Raw genomic sequence first — 18,392 nt, forward strand, 5'->3', positions numbered from 1 at the left:
CTCCACCCCCATGGCGTTCGGTCAATCAACACCGCTTTTCAGTCATCCATACCCAGGATTCACCAGCACGTTCTCGGGCCGCAGCAATCTTGAGGCTATTCGGCCCACTTGTCCTGTGTTCGCGACACTTCCTCCCTGAGAGCCGTGATGAACCACCTTCCCCCGGCCGTGGGCTCGGCCGCCGATCCCATCATGTCGAGCGCCTCTTCCACGCCGTCCATGAAACGGGGATCAAGAGCGGCGAGCGCCGCCCGTTCATAGGTTTCGGCCAGCAGCCGGGAAAACGGAACTGATCCGTCCTGCCAATGCGGCCGATAGTTCCAGGCCCCGTCCGACGCATAAAGGTCCGTGATATCGAGCAGCGCCCGCAAGGTGGTTCGACGAAAACCACCCAGAAGTTCGAGCGCCAGCCGTTTCGCGTCATCCGTCGCCGTCAGACCGATGGTCCCGTATCCGTGCGGCCGCTCGGCGTGCTGCCCGGCGGTCAGCGGGGTCAGCGTCGTCATGGTGTCGGCGGCCGCCGCGGCATGCGACGGCGCCTCCCTCTCCAGCAGTGCCCAGGCCTCGGCGAGACCGGCCTCCCATGCATCGGCCTCGGCCTGTCCGAGCCGGGACGCGGCCGGCGAGCCGAAACAGTCCCGGTACGGGTCGAGGTCGTCGAGGGCGAAGGGAGGCCGGCCCAGGTGGCGCACCGGACTCCAGTCGGGGCTGTCCGCCCCGTGCGGGATCCGCCATTGGCCACCGCCGTCGTCACGCCGGGCCACGAACCCGTCACCGGCCGGCCTCAGCAGGACCGTTCCGTGCTCGCCCTCCCCGGCGACCCGGAGCTCACCGAGCGTGGGGAGGTGGATCCGCCCGTCCCGGTAGCCGGCCCGTGCGGTCAGAGCGAGGCCCGACCGCACCGTGGCCGCCGCCACGTAGGCCGGCAGGCGCAGCGCCTCGTCCACCGCCTCGGGCCGTGCCGCACGCAGCCCTCCCAGCGCCTCCAGCAGCCAGGTCCGCGTATACGGGTGCGCCAGCACGTGATCGAGCGCCGCGGCGCCCTCCTCGGACGACTCGAGCACCCCCGCCAGCTCCCAGGCCTCGTCCCAGCGCGCACCGCCGCGGCCGCCCAGGTCCGCGTGGAGCCTGGCGAGCAGGGTACGGGTCAGGTCCTGCTGCGCGTCGACGAGTTCGCCGTGGTCCGTCACCGCCGGGTGCGCCTCGGTGCGTGCCTCGATGCCGCGCACCAACGCCTCCAGGTCGCGGCAGTACACGGACGGGTTGTCGAAGGCGTCGGCCGAGCTGTACCGGTGCGTGTACAACCCCCCACCGCACGAACGTACGACGGGGCACCGGCGGCACGTCTCGCTGACGCCGGCCAGACCGAGCTGTCGCGCGCGAACCCCCGGATGGGCGGCGACCTCGTCGAAGGAATGGGAGAACACGTCGAATCCGGTGGCTGCCGCGCCCTCGTAGGCACTCTTGAGCGAGTCGACCTGTTCCAGCTGGCCGTCGGTCTCGACCACCACCAGATCGGTGGGCGCCAGCCCCATCGATTCAGTGAGGCTCGGGCCGCCGCTCAGGGTGGACAGCACCGAGGCGAAGAGGCGCACGGGCACCGGGCTGCCCCGCTCCCTCCAGCGGTCGTAGATGGTGAGGAGCCAGTCGGCGTAGGCCGTCCCGGACCCGTCCGGGCGGGGCGGCGGCTCGTCCCAGGTGGCGTGCGGGAGGAGGAAGTCGATGAGCGGCGGTTCGAGCGCGACCAGGGCGTCCAGGACCGCGTGCGGGTCGTTCTCGATGTCGATCGTGCACAGCAACCCGAGATCGAGATGGCGGTAGCGCTCCTGATGGAGCAGCTCGACGGCCTTGAGTACGAGGGGGTGGCTGCTGCGTCCGTCGGCGAAACGGCGGTGCCGGTCGTTGGCCGCACGGTCGCCGTCGAGGGAGATGCCCACCTTGACGTCGAACTCGTCGAACAGGTCCAGATAGCGAGGGCTGAGCTGGAGACCGTTCGTATGGATCCGCAGGTCCAGTTCGGCGACACCCGACAGGGCGGATCCGAACTCCTCGCAGATCTTCCGCAGACGGGCGGGGCCGGCGAGCAGAGGCTCCCCTCCGTGCAGGATCACTGACACGGAGGGCAGTGCATGTGTCTTGGCATGCTCAGCCAAGCGCTGAGCCGTCCGGGAAATAACATGGTCAGAGACTGTTCTGGGCCGGGTTCGCCAGCTCTGATCCGCATGTTCATAGACATAGCAATGGTCGCAAGCGAGATCACACCTGCTGTGCACCTTCAGAACGATTTCGCGGAATGGCACCGCGGGCCCTGTCATTCCACCAGTCTAGCCAGTGAACCGGACAGGTCAGGGCGGTTATGCCGGTCCTGCCGGCAAACGGGGGGATTCTTCAGAGCGCCGAGTTGAAGGTCGATGCCTGCTTCGGGCGACCTGTTGTCGTCGCGAGAACGCGGCCCATTTTCTCGGCGGCCACGCTGCCGGAAGTTTCGATCTTCGCCAGCGGTACACGACTGTTCGCTACAGCGAAGCGGGGGGTGGGTTCGTAGATCTTCACGGCCGTCCTTGGGGGGCTCGTTCCGGACACGGAAACAGCACCGGGACCTGCACCATTGCAGTGCCCGGCGGCACGACTTTACCCTCATGGCCCCGGTGTGCAACTCAACGCGTACGGCTGTAACCCGAGCGATTTCCGGGACTGCTCCAAATGGACGGGAACCGTTCCATTCCAGCGACCGGGTGACCATTACACCGAATACAGGAGTGATCATGACGGCGATTCCCGGACCGCTGCGGAGCATGGTCTTCCGGAGCGAGGACCTGCCCGCACTCTTCCACCACACGGACGCCGTGGCCGTCGCACGCCGGCGGGAGGCGGTCAACACCACCCGCAGCCAGCTGGTCCTGCTCGTCCTGGGCACCGTCCCCGCCGCCCTGCCCTGGCAGGTAGAGGTCGGCGAGCGGACCCAACTCCTGCACGCCTTAGCGGCGTTGGCGTATCTCGGTGTCCTGATCACGACGTACCTCGCCGCCCGGCGCAAAGCAAAGTCGCATTGGCAACTCAACCGTTCCGCAGCGGAGTTCATCAAGTCCAACTGCTGGCGCTACGCGGTCCACGGCGCCCCCTTCGACACCGGCACCCCTCACCCGGAGGCCCTGTTCGCCAACCGGCTCGAGGAAGGGCTCCAGGAGTTGAGGAAGGTGGGGTGGGACGATCCCCGCGAAGGGATGACGGACGAGGGCGGCGGACTCATCACCGCGTCCATGCGGGAACTGCGGGGCAAGGCGTTCACCGTGCGCAAGGAGACGTACATCCGGGACCGTCTGATCGAGCAACGGCGCTGGTACCGCAGGCGGCAGCAGGTGTCCCGCCGGGGTGCGTCCGTCTGGGCCGGCACCGTTGCCGCGCTCACGCTGCCCGCCCTGGTCCTCGCCGTACTGCAGACGTTCTCCGCAGCCGGGTCCTTCGCGCTCACGGGGTCGTTCTCCGCCGCCGCGGCCGCCTGTCTCGCCTGGAACGAGATGCGCCGCCATCACCCCCTGGTGTCCGCGCACTCGCTGGTGGAGGAGGACCTGGAGAACATGCAGGCCGCGATGGAGACCACGCTGACGGAGCGGCAGTGGGCGGCCGCCGTCTTCGAGACCGAGCGGATCGTCTCCCCCGAACACACGGACTGGCTGGCCCGGCACCGGATCTGAGGCCCGGGCGCACGCGCACCGGCTCAGGCGCGCTCCACTCCGTCGCGCCAGATGACCGTGACCGGCCGGCCCAGCGTACGGGCGTACGTCACGATGTCGCCGGTACCGCCCCGGCCACGCGCCGGCCGTCCGTCCCAGACGGCCAGCAACCGGTCGCAGTGGTCGGCGATGTAGGCGCCCGCCGCGTAGTAGGCCTCGTCGGTGGAGTGCGGGAAGTCCAGGCGGACCTCGCGGGTGGCCCTCGCCTTGAGCATCCGGTAGCGCGCGAGATCGGTCCCCTCGTCGAAACCCCCCTCGTAGTCGCCGCTGGGGATCACCGCCGTCAGTTCGGCGCCGTGGGCCAGTGCCAGGTCGGCGAAGAGCTGGTCGGCTCCGACGGCCAGGCTGGAGAGCGCCTCCACCGAGCCTTCGAAGCCGGACAGTGCCGCCCGTATGCCCTCCAGCACATGGGCGTGGACCTCATGGGGGATGGATCGGTGACCGGTCACTCCGATGCGATTCACGGACCTGGAACCCCCTGGGTGTCTGCGGGGGCCCGGAGGGACCTCCCTCCGGACGGGCACAGCGTCCGCCCCCCGTGTACCTCTGCGACCGACCGTCCTGACATCCTCTCAAAAGCCGCGGGTCGAAAGGGAGCCCCCGCCGGGGATCGGCGGGGGCTCGTGGGAGTGTGAGGGTGTCAGGCCGTGTCAGAACACGCTGACGCCGTACGCGCTCAGTGCCTCGGTGACCGGCTGGAAGAAGGTCGTCCCTCCCGTGCTGCAGTTTCCGCTGCCGCCCGAGGTGAGACCGATCGCCCGGGTGCCGGAGTAGAGCGGGCCGCCGGAGTCCCCGGGCTCGGCGCACACATTGGTGCGGATCATGCCGTAGACGATGTCGCCTCCGCCGTAGTTGACGGTGGCGTTGAGACCGGTGACGCTGCCGCTGTGGGTGCCGGTGGTGGATCCGCGGCGGGTGACGGCCATGCCGACCGTGGCGTCGGCCGCGCTGGTGATGTCCTGGCTGCCGACGGTGCCCGACTTGGTGACGGAGGTGTTGGTGTAGCGCACGATGCCGTAGTCGTTGGTCGGGAAGCTGGAACCCGACGTGGTGCCGAGCACGGTGGTGCGCCCGGAGTTCGCGTACCAGGTGCCCGCGCCGTCCGTGCAGTGACCGGCGGTCAGGAAGTAGTAGGTGGTGCCACTGCGGACGTTGAAGCCGAGGGAGCAGCGCCAGCTGGAGGCGTAGACGGCGTCACCGCCCGAGATCAGCTTGCTGAACGTTCCGGGGGTGCGCTCGATGCGCAGGGCGCCCGCGTTGGCGCCCGCGGCCTCCTTGATCTCGTTGATCTCCGCCTGCGAGACGGTGCTGTCCACCGTGACGACGAGGCGTCCGGTCGCGGGGTCGGTGTTCCAGGCGGTGCCGGCGATGTCGGCGCCGAGCACGGCGTCTCCTGCCGCACGGAGCTGATCGGCGCCGTACGTACCGGTCGTTCGGGCGTTGGCGGCGGGGACGGCGAGTGCGGCGACGGCGACGAGACCGGCGGCGACGGCGACGATCCTGGTGCGTCTCGCTGTGCCGCTGCGGGGGGTGGTGCGCTTGATCCTCACTTCTCGTTCCTCCCGAAGGGAATCGGGGGTCCGCCTGGGAGTGGCCGGACCCGTGAGGCGCAGCCGGGGCACGTGCGCGTTCCGGGAAGTGCTCCGGGACGCGTTCCGGAAGCGTTCGAATTCCGGGTGATCCGTACGTCCGACAAGCGCTGCTCGGGAGTATCGGGGGCGTCAACTCGCCGCGCAAGGGTGCCTTTCGGCCTTCGGGGGCCGGGAAACCAGGACCGCCCCGGCAGCTCTGTGGCTGCCGGGGCCGGTGCGTCAGGTGTGCGTCGGGGGGTGGGACGGATCAGCCGTCGACGCGGTTCCGCTCCCCCGCTGCGACGGGGACCGTGAGGGTGTTGCCGGGCGGCGGGAAGGGGCAGATGAAGTGGTCGGCGAAGGCGCAGGGCGGCAGCAGCGCACGGTTGAAGTCGACCTTCACCCCGCCGTCCTCGTCGGGCACCCCGGGCCGCAGGAAGCGGAAGCGGTAGCTGCTGTTCCCGCTGGTGGCATCGGCGAAGACGGCCCAGAGCGAGCCGTCGGGCTCGACCGCGACCTGGAGCGTGTGCTCGGTGCCGTCCAGCGTGAAGGTGATCTCGCCGCCGAGCCCCAGCCCGCGCTCGCGCCCGTCGGCGTTCTCCACCCGGACGGTCCGGCCGGTGCCGTACGGGCGGAAGGTGCCCTCCAGCGACCAGCGCCCGTCGTACGGGGTGGCGTCGATGGTGCGGAAGTCGTGCCGTGCGGGTGACCGGGGGTCGAAGTCCCGAACCGCCCAGAGGCCTTCGCGGCTCAGGAGGACCAGCCGGCGCTCGCCCCGCGCCACCCTGGAGGTGTCGATCGGACCGCGGTCGGCGGTCAGCCGGACCTCTCCGGCCAGTGGCCTTCCGCCGACGGTGAGCCCGTCCTCGGGACCGGCGGTGAGCACGACCTCGTCGCCGTCCTTACGCCACGTCCCCGGCACGGCCGGAATTCGACCGTCCGGGTAGTCGGAGAGCCAGTGGGTGCCGGTGAGGGAGAGCGGGCCGTGCGGGGCCGCGACCGCGACGACGCGCTCCTCGTGCCAGCGCTGCCACTCCTGGAATTCGCGGCCACCGGGGCTGCCGTCGGCGTTCCCGCTGTCCCTGCTGTCCTGGCTGTCCCGCTGCGCGTCCGTGCTCATGCGGCCAACCTTTCCATACCGGCTCCGCCGGCCCGAGGTGCCACCTCAGGGTGGCGGGACCCCGGGCCGCCTGACGCCGGATCAGCAGTCGCACCCGCAGTTGCAGCCTTCGCAGCAGTTGCCGCAGCAGTCGCAGCCCTGGCAGCAGCCCTCGCACCAGTCGCCGCAGTCGCACTTGTGGCAGAGCCCTTCACGCTCCTGACCGCTCCACGGGTCGTTGAAGCTGCTGGCACAGCACATCTGGCAGGTGCAGGCGAGGCCGGCCCAGACCAGGCAGCCGGCTATGAGGCCACGCCGGTTACGGGGCGGCTCGGGCGGGAGCGGCGGCCCGGGCGGGCCGCCGGGCGTCGTCGGCGCGTACGGGTTGCCGGGCGGCGGGCCGAAGGAGTCCGACGGCTGCCCGTCGTGCTGGTGCGAGCACGAGGCGGAGCCGAAGGCCCGGTCCACCGAGCGCCGCAGCTCGTGCACCAGCAGCACGTGGGCCAGCCGGCCGTCGGTGAACTGCGCGTCCCGCATGGCCAGGCGCACCCCGTGCAGCGCGTCGTCGCAGAGCCGCCGGGCCTCGGTGAGCGGGGTGCCGGTCGCGGTGAGCGGGTTCCAGGAACCCGACGCCGCGTCAGCTTCCCGGTCCTCCACGGCGTCCAGCAGATGGGCGAGCCGTCCGAAGAGCCGCCCGGCCTCGGCGAGCGGCCCGGCGTTCTGCGGCCTGCCCGCGAGGACGGCGGTGTGCGCGAAGGCCGCGGCCGTCGCCGTCTCGGTGGGCTCGGTGACCGTCAGCAGCGGGGTCCCGGGCCCCGCGAGGAACTCGATTCCGGTCTGCCGGTCGACGGCGTCCACCAGGACCGCCGTGTCGAAGCCGAGCTCCGCCCCGGTCCGCGCGCCGGCCCTGTCCCAGCCCGCGGCGACCCTGCGTGCCGCGGCTGCGACGGGGCGGCGCTTCAACAGCCCGTCCCGGTCGGCCACGTGGTCGCGTACCTTGGCCGACGCGAGCACGAGGGAGACGGCGGCCGCGAGCCTGGCCCCCTCGCCCCGGGCGACCGGCGCGGTCCGCATCGAGCGCAGCGGGCAAGGGCCCGCGGTGCGCCGCTGCGCGGGAGTGCGTTCCGCCTGAGCCTCCGTCAGGACCGAGACGATCAGACCGTCGTAATTCGTGACAACCCGGGCGAACTGCCCGTGGTCCGCGCGAAGAGCGAGACAGAGCCCGCAGAGATGGGCCATCCATTCGGCCTTGAGCCCTTCGGACAGCCGATGGGTGCAGGGCCTCACGATTCCGAACACGACGATCCCCCGGGAGCCGTTCACCTGATGCGCCGCGCTCGTGCACACGCGCGGCGTGCATCGTATCGAGTGACCCGTTCACCCGTCCGTCCCCTAGGTCACCCATACGGACGGGAGTCTCATATTTTCCTTCCGCAAGGCTCCCGGTACGGCAGGAACCCTGACGAACCGCCACATGTTCTGCACCAGTAGCGTCACGAATCCCGTGCGCGCCGACTATCCCCTTGGCGCACTATCCGCATCATGGACGACGATAGGGACAGGAAAGAGATACGGAACGCGAACGAACCGCGGTGAGAGGAGGCGTCCATGGGATCGGTGCGCAAGGCAAGTGCCTGGCTGGGCCTCGTGGAGGACAACGACGAGCGGTACTACGACGACGAGTACTCCGAGGAAGCCGATACCGGCACGAACAACCAGCCGTGGGTGACCGACCCCCGCGTACAGGTGGCCTCCGGGAAGGCCCAGGACACGGGCCGCCGGATCGCCACCGTCACCCCGGACAGCTTCCGGGACGCGCGCGGCATCGGCGAGCTCTTCCGGGACGGCGTTCCGGTGATCGTCAATCTCACGGCCATGGACCCCACCGACGCCAAGCGCGTCGTGGACTTCGCCGCGGGCCTGACCTTCGGCCTGCGCGGCTCGATCGAGCGCGTGGCCACCAGGGTCTTCCTGCTGACCCCCGCCCACACCCAGGTGGTGACCGGAGAAGCCGCCGGCAGGCCTGCCGACCGCTTCTTCAACCAGAGCTGAGCGGGGCGCTCGCCGGACAGGTCCGGTTTCGGCGATTCCGGTCTACCGGAAGGCGTCCAGACCGGTGAGCGCCTTGCCCAGCACCAGCTGGTGCATCTCCACGGTGCCCTCGTAGGTGAGCACCGACTCCAGATTCGTCGCGTGGCGCATCACCGGGTACTCCAGCGAGATCCCGTTGGCGCCGAGAATCGTGCGCGAGGTGCGGCAGATCTCGATCGCCTCCCGCACGTTGTTGAGCTTTCCGAAACTGACCTGCTCCGGGCGGAGCCTGCCCGCGTCCATCCGGCGGCCCAGATGGTGGGCGAGCAGGATGCCCTTGTGCAGTTCCAGGGCCATGTCCGCGAGCTTGGCCTGGGTGAGCTGGAAACCACCGATCGGCCGGCCGAACTGCTCACGGGTCCTCGCGTAGTCCACCGCCGCCTCGAAGCTGGCGCGCGCCGCGCCCATGGCTCCCCAGACGATGCCGTAGCGGGCGTGGCCGAGACAGCTGAGCGGACCGCGCAGCCCGGTGACACCCGGCAGGACGGCGTCGGCGGGCAGCCGTACTCCGTCCAGGACCAGCTCGCTGGTGACCGAGGCACGCAGGGACCACTTGTGGCGGATCTCGGGTGCGGAGAAGCCGGGGCTGTCCGTGGGCACGACGAAGCCGCGGATCCCGGAGCCGCCGCCGGCCTCGTCGGTCTGCGCCCAGACGACGGCGACCCCGGCGACCGATCCGTTGGTGATCCACATCTTGCGGCCGGTGAGGATCCAGTCCCCGCCGTCCCGCCGGGCGTGCGTACGCATCCCGGCGGGGTCCGAGCCGTGGTCCGGCTCGGTGAGTCCGAAACAGCCGATGGTCTCGCCGGCCGCCATGCCCGGCAGCCACCGCTGCTTCTGCTCCTCGGAGCCGAAACGGTGGATCGCGTACATGGCGAGGGAGCCCTGGACGGAGACCAGCGAGCGGATCCCGGAGTCGGCGGCCTCCAGCTCCAGGCAGGCCAGGCCGTACTGGACCGCGGTCGCGCCCGCGCAGCCGTATCCCTGCAGGGACATGCCCAGTGCGCCGAGGGAGCCCAGTTCGCGGGCCAGCTCACGGATGCCGGGGAGCTCGCCGTTCTCGTACCACTCGGCGATGTGCGGCAGGATCCGGTCGGCGGCCCAGCTCCGCACGGTGTCACGGATCGCGAGGTCCTCCGGGTCGAGGAGATCGTCGATGCCGAGCGGATCGGCCGGGTCGAACGGCGGGAGTTTCGACGGCTTCACGGACATGGGAGTGCCTCCGGCGGCTCGCACGGGACTAAAACTAGCAGTGGTAGTCATGGCGTCGTGCTGACGTTACGGCTCAGTGTGCCGCCCGTCCAGAGCCGGTGGCCTCGGCGGGTTCGCGCCGGGCGGGCAGCGGGAGCCGCCGCCTCGGCCGGTCCTGTGCGGGAAGCGTCCGGGGCCCGGGGCGGGACCCGGCGTCCACCCGCTGCGGCACCGGAATGTGGGGAACCACGGCCTCCGGGACCTTCGCCCCACAGGCCTCCCCGGCCGAGGAGCAGTCCATGACGCGGGGCAGCCGCAGCGCCGCCAGCGCACCGAGCAGCAGCAGGCCCGCGCTCACCAGCAGCGTGATGTGCAGACCGTTGATGAAGGCGTGCCGGGCGGTGTTCCGCAGCAGGTCACCCATGGGGCCGCCCAGCTGCCCCGCCACCTGGTAGGCCTCACCGAGCGAATGCGACGCGGCCGAACCCGCCGCGGCCGGCACACCCTCCTCGTGGAGCCGGGAGAGGCCGGGCGCATAGGCGGCGTTCATGACACTGCCGAGCAACGCGATCCCCATCCCGGCGCCCAGCTGGTAGGAGGTCTCGCCTATCGCGGCCGCTCCGCCGGCCCGTTCCGCGGGGGCCTCGCTCAGCATCGACTCGTACGCCCCGAACAGCGTGGACTGCAGCCCGAAGCCCAGCAGCACGAAGCCGGCGGTGAGCAGCGCGGGCCGGTCGTGCTGTCCCATCAGGGTCAGCAGGAGCACCGAGGCCGCCGTGAGCACGAAGCCCCATCCGACCATGCGGCGCGGCCCGATGCGCCTCAGGGTGTACGAGCCCGTGGCGCCGGCGGCCATCGCCGCGAAGGTCAGCGGCAGGAGGCGCAGACCGGTCTCCAGCGGGCTGAGGTCCAGGACCAGCTGGAGGTACTGGACGGCGATCAGCTCCAGGCCGACCAGGGCCAGCATGGCAAGGACGATGCAGCCGACGGCGGTGGTGAAGGCGGGCCGCGAGAACATCGCGATGTCGATCAGCGGATGCGTACGGCGCTTCTGCCTGCGGGCGAAGAGGACGAGCAGCGCGGCACCGGCCAGCAGCGGGCCGAGGGTGGCGAGGTCCAGGACGCCCTCCCCGCTGCCCGCGCGCTTGATCCCCAGGACGACACCGAGCACGCCGGCCGCGGCCATCAGGGCACCGATCACGTCCCAGGGGCCGTCGTCGGATCCGCGGGACTCTGGCAGCAGCCAGCGCCCGATCGGCAGGATCACGGCCATGAGCGGGATGTTGATCAGGAAGACCGAGCCCCACCAGTAGTGCTCGACGAGGAATCCGCCGATCACCGGTCCGGTGGCGGCCCCCACGGCGGCGACCGCGGTCCATATCCCGATGGCCAGGGCGCGCTCGCGGCGGTCCGGGAAGACCTGGCGGAGTATCGAGAGCGTCGCCGGCATGATCATCGCGCCACCGACGCCGAGCAGGGCCCGGGCCGCGATCAGCACGGCGGAGGTGTCGGCCGTCGCCGCGACGGCCGAGGCCACCCCGAAGAGCGCGTAGCCGAACAGCAGGACACGGCGTCTGCCGATCCGGTCACCGAGCGTGCCGAAGAGGATCAGCAGGGAGGCACAGACGAGGGGGTAGGCGTCCACGATCCACAGCAAGCCGACGGCGCTCGGCCTCAGGTCCTCGGTGACGGCGGGGACGGCCACGTGCAGCACGGTCGCGTCGAGGGCGACCAGCAGAAGGCTGAGGCAGAGGACGACCAGGACGACCCATCGGTTGGCACCACCGGCTGCTGCGCGCAGCCGGGTCACGGCCGTGGACGTCCCGGTCATATACGTACCTCCCACAATGAGTCCCTCGCGCTCGGCAGACCTACGGGGGCGTCTGATCGGGCCCCTCAGGCCCGGCATCGACGGGCGAGTGAGCCGTCAGCGTACGCGAGTACCCCGTGGTCACACGTGGTCCATCTCATACGGCCGCCCGCCCTGGAGTGTGTCGTACGCCACTGCCGACCCGTCGGCGGGGCCCTTCCCGACCCGCCGTGACGGGTCGGGCACAGTGCGGTGACCGCTGCTCCCGCAGGCCCGGGAGCGCGCCCCCGGCAGGCGGCCCGCGCGTCCCCGAATGACCGGTCGAATGCATTCCCGCACCGCATTGGGCCATTTCATCGATGCTCAAACATTTCTACGAATTACCGTCCCGGCGAATGCCCGGCGAGGCCGGCCCGATTCTCGTGGCGCATCGAATGGATACCGTCCTGAGACGAAGTCCACATCACATCGTCATCACAAAGACGCGGGATCGGCCGGATCCCACACTCACTCGCTGTAACGTCCATTGCGTGCGTACCGACATCTTTGCCCGTCTGGACCGGGAGCCGGAACCGCCGAAGATAGAGATCCCGCGGATGAGTCCTCACCGCATCGCTCTCTTCGGCGGGACTTTGGCGTTCTATCTCGCCATCGTCATCGCCGTGCTCGCCTCGTCCTGGCTGGTGGCTCTCGACTGGAAGGTCATGCTGTTCCGGCCCTACCAGCAGTGGCCCGAACTCCACGCCTTCCTCGACTACTACGTCGTGCTCGGCCAGCGCGGCCCCACCGCCGTGATGGTCGCCTCCTGGCTCGGCTGGCGCTCCTGGCGGCAGCACACACTGCGCCCCCTGCTCACGCTGGGCACCTCACTGCTGCTGCTCAATGTGACGGTCGGTGCGGTCAAGCTCGGCCTGGGGCGTCTCGGTCCGCACTACGCCACCCAGATCGGCTCGGCGGAGCTCTTCGCCGGCGGCGATATATTTCCTTCGGGGCACACCGCCAATGCCGTGGTGACCTGGGGAATCCTTGCCTACCTGGCTACCACACCGCGAGCCAGGCGCTACCTGTCGGCCCTTTCCGCTTTCGTCTCCCTGGGTGTGGGGCTCACGACCGTCTACATCGGGACGCACTGGCTCAGCGACGTCCTGCTGGGCTGGGCGGCCGGTCTGCTGATCATGCTGGCGTTGCCCTGGTTCGAGCCACTGATCACGCGCGCCGAGATCTGGATCCTGTCGGTGCGCGCGCGCTGGCGGGTCCGTCTCAGGCGCCGCGAGCCCGTCCCCGACGCTCCCTGCGACCCCGCCCCGGTGGTGCTGCCGCAGTCGCTGAGCGGCACCGGCACCGCGGAGGCCGGGAGCAGGAGCCCCGCACCCGGGACGTCGGGAACCGTCGCCCACGCGGGAGGCCGGACACGGGCCCACCCCCCGCACGCGGTACGTTCGGAGCGGACGCCGCTCACCCCGGCGGGCTCGCGCCGTCCGCCGCACGCGGACCGCGCCGCCAGGGGCAGCGCGACCCCGGCCCGCCCGGTAACGGGCGGCTCGGTCACGCCCTGACCTGCGGAGACGGCACGCACGACCGCTCAGCCGGCACAGCGAAGGCCTCGACGGACGTCGGGGCCTTCGCCGCGTCGGGGCCGGTTCAGCCGACCCAGCAGCGGGTCACGGTGGAGGCATCGACCTCGAAGTTGATCCGTCCGCCACGGAATTCCATGGTGATGACCGTGCCCGGGGCGAGCGCCCGGACCGTGCTCCAGCCACGCGCTCTGGCCTGCCTCTCGGCGGCCTCGGCGTCGAGGCCGACATACGACTCCGGGGTGTCGTCCGGCTGGGCGGGAGGGCTCGGTACAGGTGCCATACCTCTCACCCTAAGGGCTGTCCCGCAATTCCTGGTGGATCAGCGCGCGGCGTCGGATGCGGTGCATCGCAAGGCGGAGGGACGCCCGAATTACCGGACGTATTCGGGCGTTCCGACAACGCGGCGAGGTGCCGTAGCTGTCGTCGTGCGCCCGCCAGGAGTTGCGGGACAGCCCTTAGGCGCCCCCGCTCCGTGACGGAAGCCGGAGTGACCACACCCCGTGGCGCAGCCCCATGTACCCCGGCGGTCACGCTTGTGTCACAGCATCCCCACACGCGTTTACGCCGGGCCTGTTCACCCGGACGCGTGGTCCGGGTGTACGGAAAGGGAATTTCAGGCCGCTCACCGAATACCGCGAGGTGTCCGTACGGAGGCGAATGACCGGGGAAGGGATATTGCGTGAGACATGTTTTCCGTGACGCCCGGGAGAGCGCCCGGACTGACGCTTCATCCGGAATTCATGCGCCCTTATGCAGGTCTTATTTTTCTTATGGCGGGCTCCCTGCCGCGTGCGCCCTTCACCCGCACCTCGCCGACGGGCCCCCGGGCCCCCGGACCGCTGGACCATCCGGAATGAAACGATCCGGGACCCTCCCGGTCACGGAGGGTCCGGCGGCGCCGGAGGGACCGGGCGGGCGGCTGACAGGCCGGTGCCGTCAGCCCGCCCTCCTCCCCCGGATCGCGTCGGCGGCCCGGTACCGCAGGGCGTACGCGCCGTCCAGCACGGTGCCCCGGGAGCGGTGCAGCGTGGTGCGCAGGGCGCTCTGCGAGCGGCGGCCGGCTCCGCCCCGGGCGGCCAGCTCCGAGAAGAGCGCCTCGTGCCGTTCCGCGATCGGCGCCGGGTCGAACCGCTCCGAGGAGGCCAGGGCGGCCTGCCCCATCCGGCGCCGCAGCTCGTCGTCGTCGATCAGTGCGAGCAGGGCACCGGCGAAGGCCCGGGTGTCCCCCAGCGGCACGAGCCGCCCGTCCGTGCCGTCGTCGATGATCTCGGCCGGACCGTGCGGGCAGTCGGTGGCCACGACCGGCACCCCGCAGCGCATCGCCTCCACGATGGTCATGCCGAACGACTCCCGCTCGGAGGTGACGGCCGCGATGGAGCCCTTGGGCCACTCCGCCTCCATCGGGTGGACCGACCCCATGAGGTGCACCCGGTCCCGCAGCCCGAGCGTGTCGACGAGCCCGCGCAGCGTCTGCCGCTCGTTGCCGGTCGCGTCCCCGCCGCCGTAGATCCGCAGCCGCCACTCGGGCCGGGCGGCCGCGACCTCGGCGAAGGCCCGGACCAGTACGTCGTACCGCTTGACCCGGTGCAGCCGGCCGGCGGCCACGATCCACTTGGCGTCGCCTCCGGCGGGCTCGCCCGCGGGCTCCGGCACACTGTTCGGGATGGCCTCCACCCGCACGCCGGGCAGCCGCAGCCTGGCCCGGTAGTCGCGCGCGTCGGCCTCGGTCACGGTCGTGACCGCGTCGAGGAGCCCGTACCGGTGCCTTATCTCCCGGCGGAGCCGGTAGCTGTGGCTGTCCAGGGTGAGGTGCTCCTGGCCGATGCGTACCGGGCCCCGCCGGGCCTGCCGGCTGATGTGGATGTTGAGGCCCGGCCGTGTGCCGACGACGACATCGGCCTCGAGTGCGCCCAGACGGGTCGCGATCCGGCTGTCGGTGAGTCTGCTGTACTGCCGGTGCCTGGTGTCACCGCGCGGGAACACCACGGCGGGCCTGGCGTGTTCGGCCGCGTCGCCGTCGTAGTCCGCGCTCGACCGGCGCAGGTCGACGAGATGGCTCATCCGTACGCCCCCGGGCGCGCCCAGCACGGGTGTGTCGCGGTGCCGGAAGACGGAGACGATCTCGACGTCGTGCTGCTCGGCCAAGGTCCCGGCGAGCGTGAAGGTGGTACGGATCGTTCCCCCGATGCCGTACGCGTTGTGGAGCAGGAATGAAATGTGCATTACGTAGTCGTTTCCCCTGTTCGACTGGTCAGCAACGGACCTTACGCGCCGTCAGGGGAGCGCACGGACGTCGCACAGGAGTCGTACGGAGCCGTGACAATTCGAACGAACGCCCGTACCTGGAAGGCGTATGGGCGGAGTGTGCGACTCCGGATCGCCTTCACCCTCTGCCGATGTACCGGCCCGCCGGCTCTCCCGCTTTCTCCCCCGTTTCTCGCGTGACCCGGGCCCCGGATCGTCCGTTGTCTCTTCATGAGCCGGGAACCGCCCGGCCCACGCACCGAGTCCGAGGAGCCACCCGTGCCGCGCATGCTCGACGTCAGCGAGGACGTACGCGCCGAGATCGGCGATGCCGAAGCCGACCGGCTGCTCGTCGGCGACAGTGCACCAGGCAGTTACGACTGCACCTCCTGCCGCACACCCGGCGACTCCGGCCAGGAACGCACCAGCACGGTGCTGTTCGTGGGCGACGAGACCGCCGTGCTCGCCTTCGCCCATGCCAGCTGCATCCCTTCGCAGGTCGTCCAGGTCGCGGAGGACCAGCTCCAGGGCGCCGTGCGGTCCATCACCGGCAGCGAGCCACAGAATCCGGAGGGGCTCATGCCCGAACAGGCCGTCCTCGGCATCACCAGCGGTCTCGTCCTGATCGAGGACGACCTCCGCCCGGCCCTGGTCGTCGAGCCGACCGGACCGATCGCCCGGCCCGGCACCGACGGCAGCGCCGGTGACCAGTTCCTCCAGCTGCTGCTGGAGCAGGGCTTCCTGCCCACGCCCGATCTGAACCGGCTGCCGGGCGTGCTTCCCGGCTGGTCGGTCCTGCTCGCCATGGGCCAGCTGCACGCCGTGCTGCAGCCGGGCGCCGGCGGCGGCAACCCGGTCGCCTGGTGGCAGGCCCATCAGCCGCTCCAGGTCACCGAGGGCTGGCGGGCGGCGGCGAACAAGTCGCAGACCGTGCTCGTCTTCGCCGCTCCGGCGGGCTCGATCGGCCGGCAGCCGCGCGAGGACCTGCTCCGCGACGCGCTGGACAAGGCCGCGGTCAACGGTCTCCTGGTCGCCGCGTCGATGCCGCTGGCCGGGACCTGATCGTGCCACCCGCCGAACAGCGATTTCCCCGCCGGGCCCGCATCCGACGGGCGGTGAGGTCGTTGGCACCTACGTGCACTCATACGACCCTTCCCGCCAGCAGCAGAACCCGATCCCGGCCATGCGGCCGTCGCAGGAACCCTCGGGCGGCAGGTCCCCCACCCCGATCTACGACGCGCTGTACTCCGAGTACCGGCGGTCGTTCAGGGCACTTCCGGGGGACCGCAGCGGTGAGGAGAATCTCGGCTTCAGAACGTTCGGCACCGGGATGCTCGGCAGCCGTGCCCCGCTGAGCGGCCGTACGGCGGCGAACAGTCAGGGAAGCCAGAGCGGGCGCGCGGGGAACCTCGGCTCCTGGCAGCGGGTGGGTCGGCATGCCGGGCGCGCCCGGCCCGCGGCTCTGCCGCCCGGGTCCACCGACGGCTGACGGCACGGCGAAGCCCCGGACCCCTCGCTCGGCGCGGGGAGTCCGGGGCTTCGCCGTGTGCCTACTTCTTGCGGCCGCGCTTCTCGCGCACCCGGACCGAGATGTGCAGCGGCGTGCCCTCGAAGCCGAACTCCTCGCGCAGACGGCGCTCGACGAAGCGGCGGTAGCCGTGCTCCAGGAAGCCGGAGGCGAAGAGCACGAACCGCGGCGGCTTGATGCCGGCCTGCGTACCGAAGAGGATGCGGGGCTGCTTGCCGCCACGCACGGGGTGCGGGTGGGAGGCGACGATCTCGCCGAGGAAGGCGTTCAGCCGGCCGGTCGGGACGCGGGTCTCCCAGCCCTCGATCGCGGTCTCGATCGCCGGGACCAGCTTCTCCATGTGCCGGCCGGTGACGGCCGAGACGTTGACGCGCGGGGCCCAGGCGACCTGCGCGAGCTCCGTGTCGATCTCGCGCTCCAGGTAGTAGCGGCGCTCCTCGTCGAGGGTGTCCCACTTGTTGAAGGCGAGCACGATCGCACGGCCCGCTTCCACGGCCATCGTGACGATCCGCTGGTCCTGCACGCTGATGGACTCGCTCGAGTCGATCAGGATGACGGCGACCTCGGCCTTCTCCACGGCGGCCGCGGTGCGCAGCGAGGCGTAGTAGTCCGCGCCCTCCTGGAGGTGGACCTTGCGGCGGATGCCTGCCGTGTCGATGAACTTCCAGGTGATGCCGCCGAGCTCGATCAGCTCGTCGACCGGGTCGCGGGTGGTACCGGCGAGCTCGTTGACGACGACGCGGTCCTCGTTGGCGACCTTGTTCAGGAGCGAGGACTTGCCGACGTTCGGGCGGCCGATGAGCGCGATACGGCGCGGGCCGCCGAGGGCGGTGCCGAACGTCTGGGCCGGGGCCTCGGGCAGCGCCTCCAGTACGGCGTCGAGCATGTCGCCGGTGCCGCGGCCGTGGAGCGAGGACACCGGGTGGGGCTGGCCGAGGCCGAGCGACCAGAGCGCGGTGGCGTCCGCCTCGCCGCTCTGTCCGTCGACCTTGTTGGCGCACAGGACGACGGGCTTCTTGGCCCGGCGCAGCAGCTTGACGACGGCCTCGTCGGTGTCGGTCGCGCCGACGGTCGCGTCGACCACGAAGACGACCGCGTCGGCGGTCGAGATCGCGTACTCGGCCTGGGCCGCGACCGCGGCGTCCAGACCCAGCACGTCCTGCTCCCAGCCGCCGGTGTCGACGAGCGTGAAGCGGCGGCCGGCCCATTCGGCCTCGTAGGTCACCCGGTCACGGGTGACGCCCGGCTTGTCCTGCACGACGGCCTCGCGGCGACCGAGGATGCGGTTCACGAGGGTCGACTTGCCGACATTGGGGCGGCCGACGACGGCGAGGACGGGAAGGGGTCCGTGACCGGCCTCACCGATCGCGCCCTCGACGTCCTCGAGGTCGAACCCCTCCTGCGCGGCGAGCTCCATGAACTCCGCGTACTCGGCATCGCCAAGTGCTCCGTGCTCGTGGTCCGAGCCGTCGGAGTGAATCTGGTCGTTCATGAAGTCCGTTCCTCTTTGCATCATCATCGATGGGTCACGATCGCGCGGCCCACTA

Annotated in this window: 16 protein-coding genes; 5 read left to right on the forward strand and 11 right to left on the reverse strand. The window is 70.8% G+C overall.

Annotated features, from left to right (window positions below; genetic code table 11):
- Positions 1 to 95 precede the first annotated feature (95 nt).
- A complete protein-coding gene (gene fxsB / locus AB0F38_RS24340) occupies positions 96 to 2,315 on the reverse strand; it encodes a radical SAM/SPASM protein FxsB, inactivated metallohydrolase extension form (protein ID WP_361897142.1) in 2,220 nt (739 codons plus the stop codon).
- 73 nt (positions 2,316 to 2,388) lie between these two features.
- A complete protein-coding gene (fxsA, locus tag AB0F38_RS24345; RefSeq protein ID WP_361897144.1) occupies positions 2,389 to 2,553 on the reverse strand; it encodes an FxSxx-COOH cyclophane-containing RiPP peptide in 165 nt (54 codons plus the stop codon).
- Positions 2,554 to 2,765: 212 nt separating this feature from the next.
- Between fxsA and AB0F38_RS24350 the strand changes: the two genes are divergently transcribed.
- Positions 2,766 to 3,695 (forward strand): DUF4231 domain-containing protein, encoded by a 930-nt coding sequence (locus AB0F38_RS24350; RefSeq protein ID WP_361897147.1) that lies wholly within the window; start codon positions 2,766 to 2,768, stop codon positions 3,693 to 3,695.
- 23 nt (positions 3,696 to 3,718) lie between these two features.
- Here AB0F38_RS24350 and AB0F38_RS24355 read toward each other — a convergent pair whose 3' ends face one another.
- The 4 genes from AB0F38_RS24355 to AB0F38_RS24370 all read right to left on the reverse strand — a co-directional run bounded on the left by AB0F38_RS24355 (position 3,719) and on the right by AB0F38_RS24370 (position 7,703).
- Positions 3,719 to 4,198 carry a hypothetical protein gene (locus AB0F38_RS24355; protein ID WP_361897149.1) on the reverse strand — a complete coding sequence of 160 codons (480 nt, stop codon included), beginning with the start codon at positions 4,196 to 4,198 and terminating at the stop codon, positions 3,719 to 3,721.
- A 186-nt stretch (positions 4,199 to 4,384) separates the two neighbouring features.
- Entirely contained in the window at positions 4,385 to 5,284 is a 900-nt protein-coding gene (locus AB0F38_RS24360; protein WP_361897152.1) for a S1 family peptidase, read from the reverse strand.
- Positions 5,285 to 5,573: 289 nt separating this feature from the next.
- Positions 5,574 to 6,425 (reverse strand): DUF1684 domain-containing protein, encoded by an 852-nt coding sequence (locus AB0F38_RS24365; protein WP_361897154.1) that lies wholly within the window; start codon positions 6,423 to 6,425, stop codon positions 5,574 to 5,576.
- An 81-nt stretch (positions 6,426 to 6,506) separates the two neighbouring features.
- The gene (locus tag AB0F38_RS24370) at positions 6,507 to 7,703 is read right to left on the reverse strand and encodes a DUF5685 family protein (protein ID WP_361897157.1); all 1,197 of its coding nucleotides are present in this window, start codon (positions 7,701 to 7,703) and stop codon (positions 6,507 to 6,509) included.
- A gap of 309 nt (positions 7,704 to 8,012) precedes the next feature.
- On the opposite strand from AB0F38_RS24370, the gene AB0F38_RS24375 reads away from it, so the two are divergent.
- Entirely contained in the window at positions 8,013 to 8,456 is a 444-nt protein-coding gene (locus AB0F38_RS24375) for a cell division protein SepF (protein ID WP_361897160.1), read from the forward strand.
- A 42-nt stretch (positions 8,457 to 8,498) separates the two neighbouring features.
- Here the strand turns inward: AB0F38_RS24375 and AB0F38_RS24380 are convergent, their stop codons facing one another.
- Positions 8,499 to 9,707: an acyl-CoA dehydrogenase family protein gene (locus AB0F38_RS24380; RefSeq protein WP_361897162.1), complete on the reverse strand. Its 1,209-nt coding sequence runs from the start codon at positions 9,705 to 9,707 to the stop codon at positions 8,499 to 8,501.
- A gap of 73 nt (positions 9,708 to 9,780) precedes the next feature.
- Positions 9,781 to 11,517, reverse strand: coding sequence for an MFS transporter (locus AB0F38_RS24385; protein ID WP_361897165.1), 1,737 nt, complete (start codon positions 11,515 to 11,517; stop codon positions 9,781 to 9,783).
- Between the two features lie 509 nt (positions 11,518 to 12,026).
- On the opposite strand from AB0F38_RS24385, the gene AB0F38_RS24390 reads away from it, so the two are divergent.
- Positions 12,027 to 13,052, forward strand: coding sequence for a phosphatase PAP2 family protein (locus AB0F38_RS24390; protein ID WP_361897168.1), 1,026 nt, complete (start codon positions 12,027 to 12,029; stop codon positions 13,050 to 13,052).
- A gap of 85 nt (positions 13,053 to 13,137) precedes the next feature.
- On the opposite strand, the gene AB0F38_RS24395 is transcribed toward AB0F38_RS24390, so the two are convergent.
- Together AB0F38_RS24395 and AB0F38_RS24400 are read right to left on the reverse strand one after the other, a co-directional pair.
- Positions 13,138 to 13,353 carry an I78 family peptidase inhibitor gene (locus AB0F38_RS24395; protein ID WP_361897171.1) on the reverse strand — a complete coding sequence of 72 codons (216 nt, stop codon included), beginning with the start codon at positions 13,351 to 13,353 and terminating at the stop codon, positions 13,138 to 13,140.
- Between the two features lie 656 nt (positions 13,354 to 14,009).
- The gene (locus AB0F38_RS24400) at positions 14,010 to 15,296 is read right to left on the reverse strand and encodes a glycosyltransferase family 4 protein (protein ID WP_361897173.1); all 1,287 of its coding nucleotides are present in this window, start codon (positions 15,294 to 15,296) and stop codon (positions 14,010 to 14,012) included.
- 300 nt (positions 15,297 to 15,596) lie between these two features.
- Between AB0F38_RS24400 and AB0F38_RS24405 the strand changes: the two genes are divergently transcribed.
- Together AB0F38_RS24405 and AB0F38_RS24410 are read left to right on the forward strand one after the other, a co-directional pair.
- Entirely contained in the window at positions 15,597 to 16,379 is a 783-nt protein-coding gene (locus AB0F38_RS24405; RefSeq protein WP_361897176.1) for a hypothetical protein, read from the forward strand.
- Between the two features lie 121 nt (positions 16,380 to 16,500).
- Positions 16,501 to 16,806: a hypothetical protein gene (locus AB0F38_RS24410; RefSeq protein WP_361897179.1), complete on the forward strand. Its 306-nt coding sequence runs from the start codon at positions 16,501 to 16,503 to the stop codon at positions 16,804 to 16,806.
- A 61-nt stretch (positions 16,807 to 16,867) separates the two neighbouring features.
- On the opposite strand, the gene der is transcribed toward AB0F38_RS24410, so the two are convergent.
- Positions 16,868 to 18,337 (reverse strand): ribosome biogenesis GTPase Der, encoded by a 1,470-nt coding sequence (gene der / locus AB0F38_RS24415; protein ID WP_361897182.1) that lies wholly within the window; start codon positions 18,335 to 18,337, stop codon positions 16,868 to 16,870.
- Positions 18,338 to 18,392 lie beyond the last annotated feature (55 nt).

The sequence above is a fragment of the Streptomyces sp. NPDC025273 genome (assembly GCF_040638585.1).
Taxonomy (GTDB): Bacteria; Actinomycetota; Actinomycetes; order Streptomycetales; family Streptomycetaceae; genus Streptomyces; species Streptomyces cinereorectus.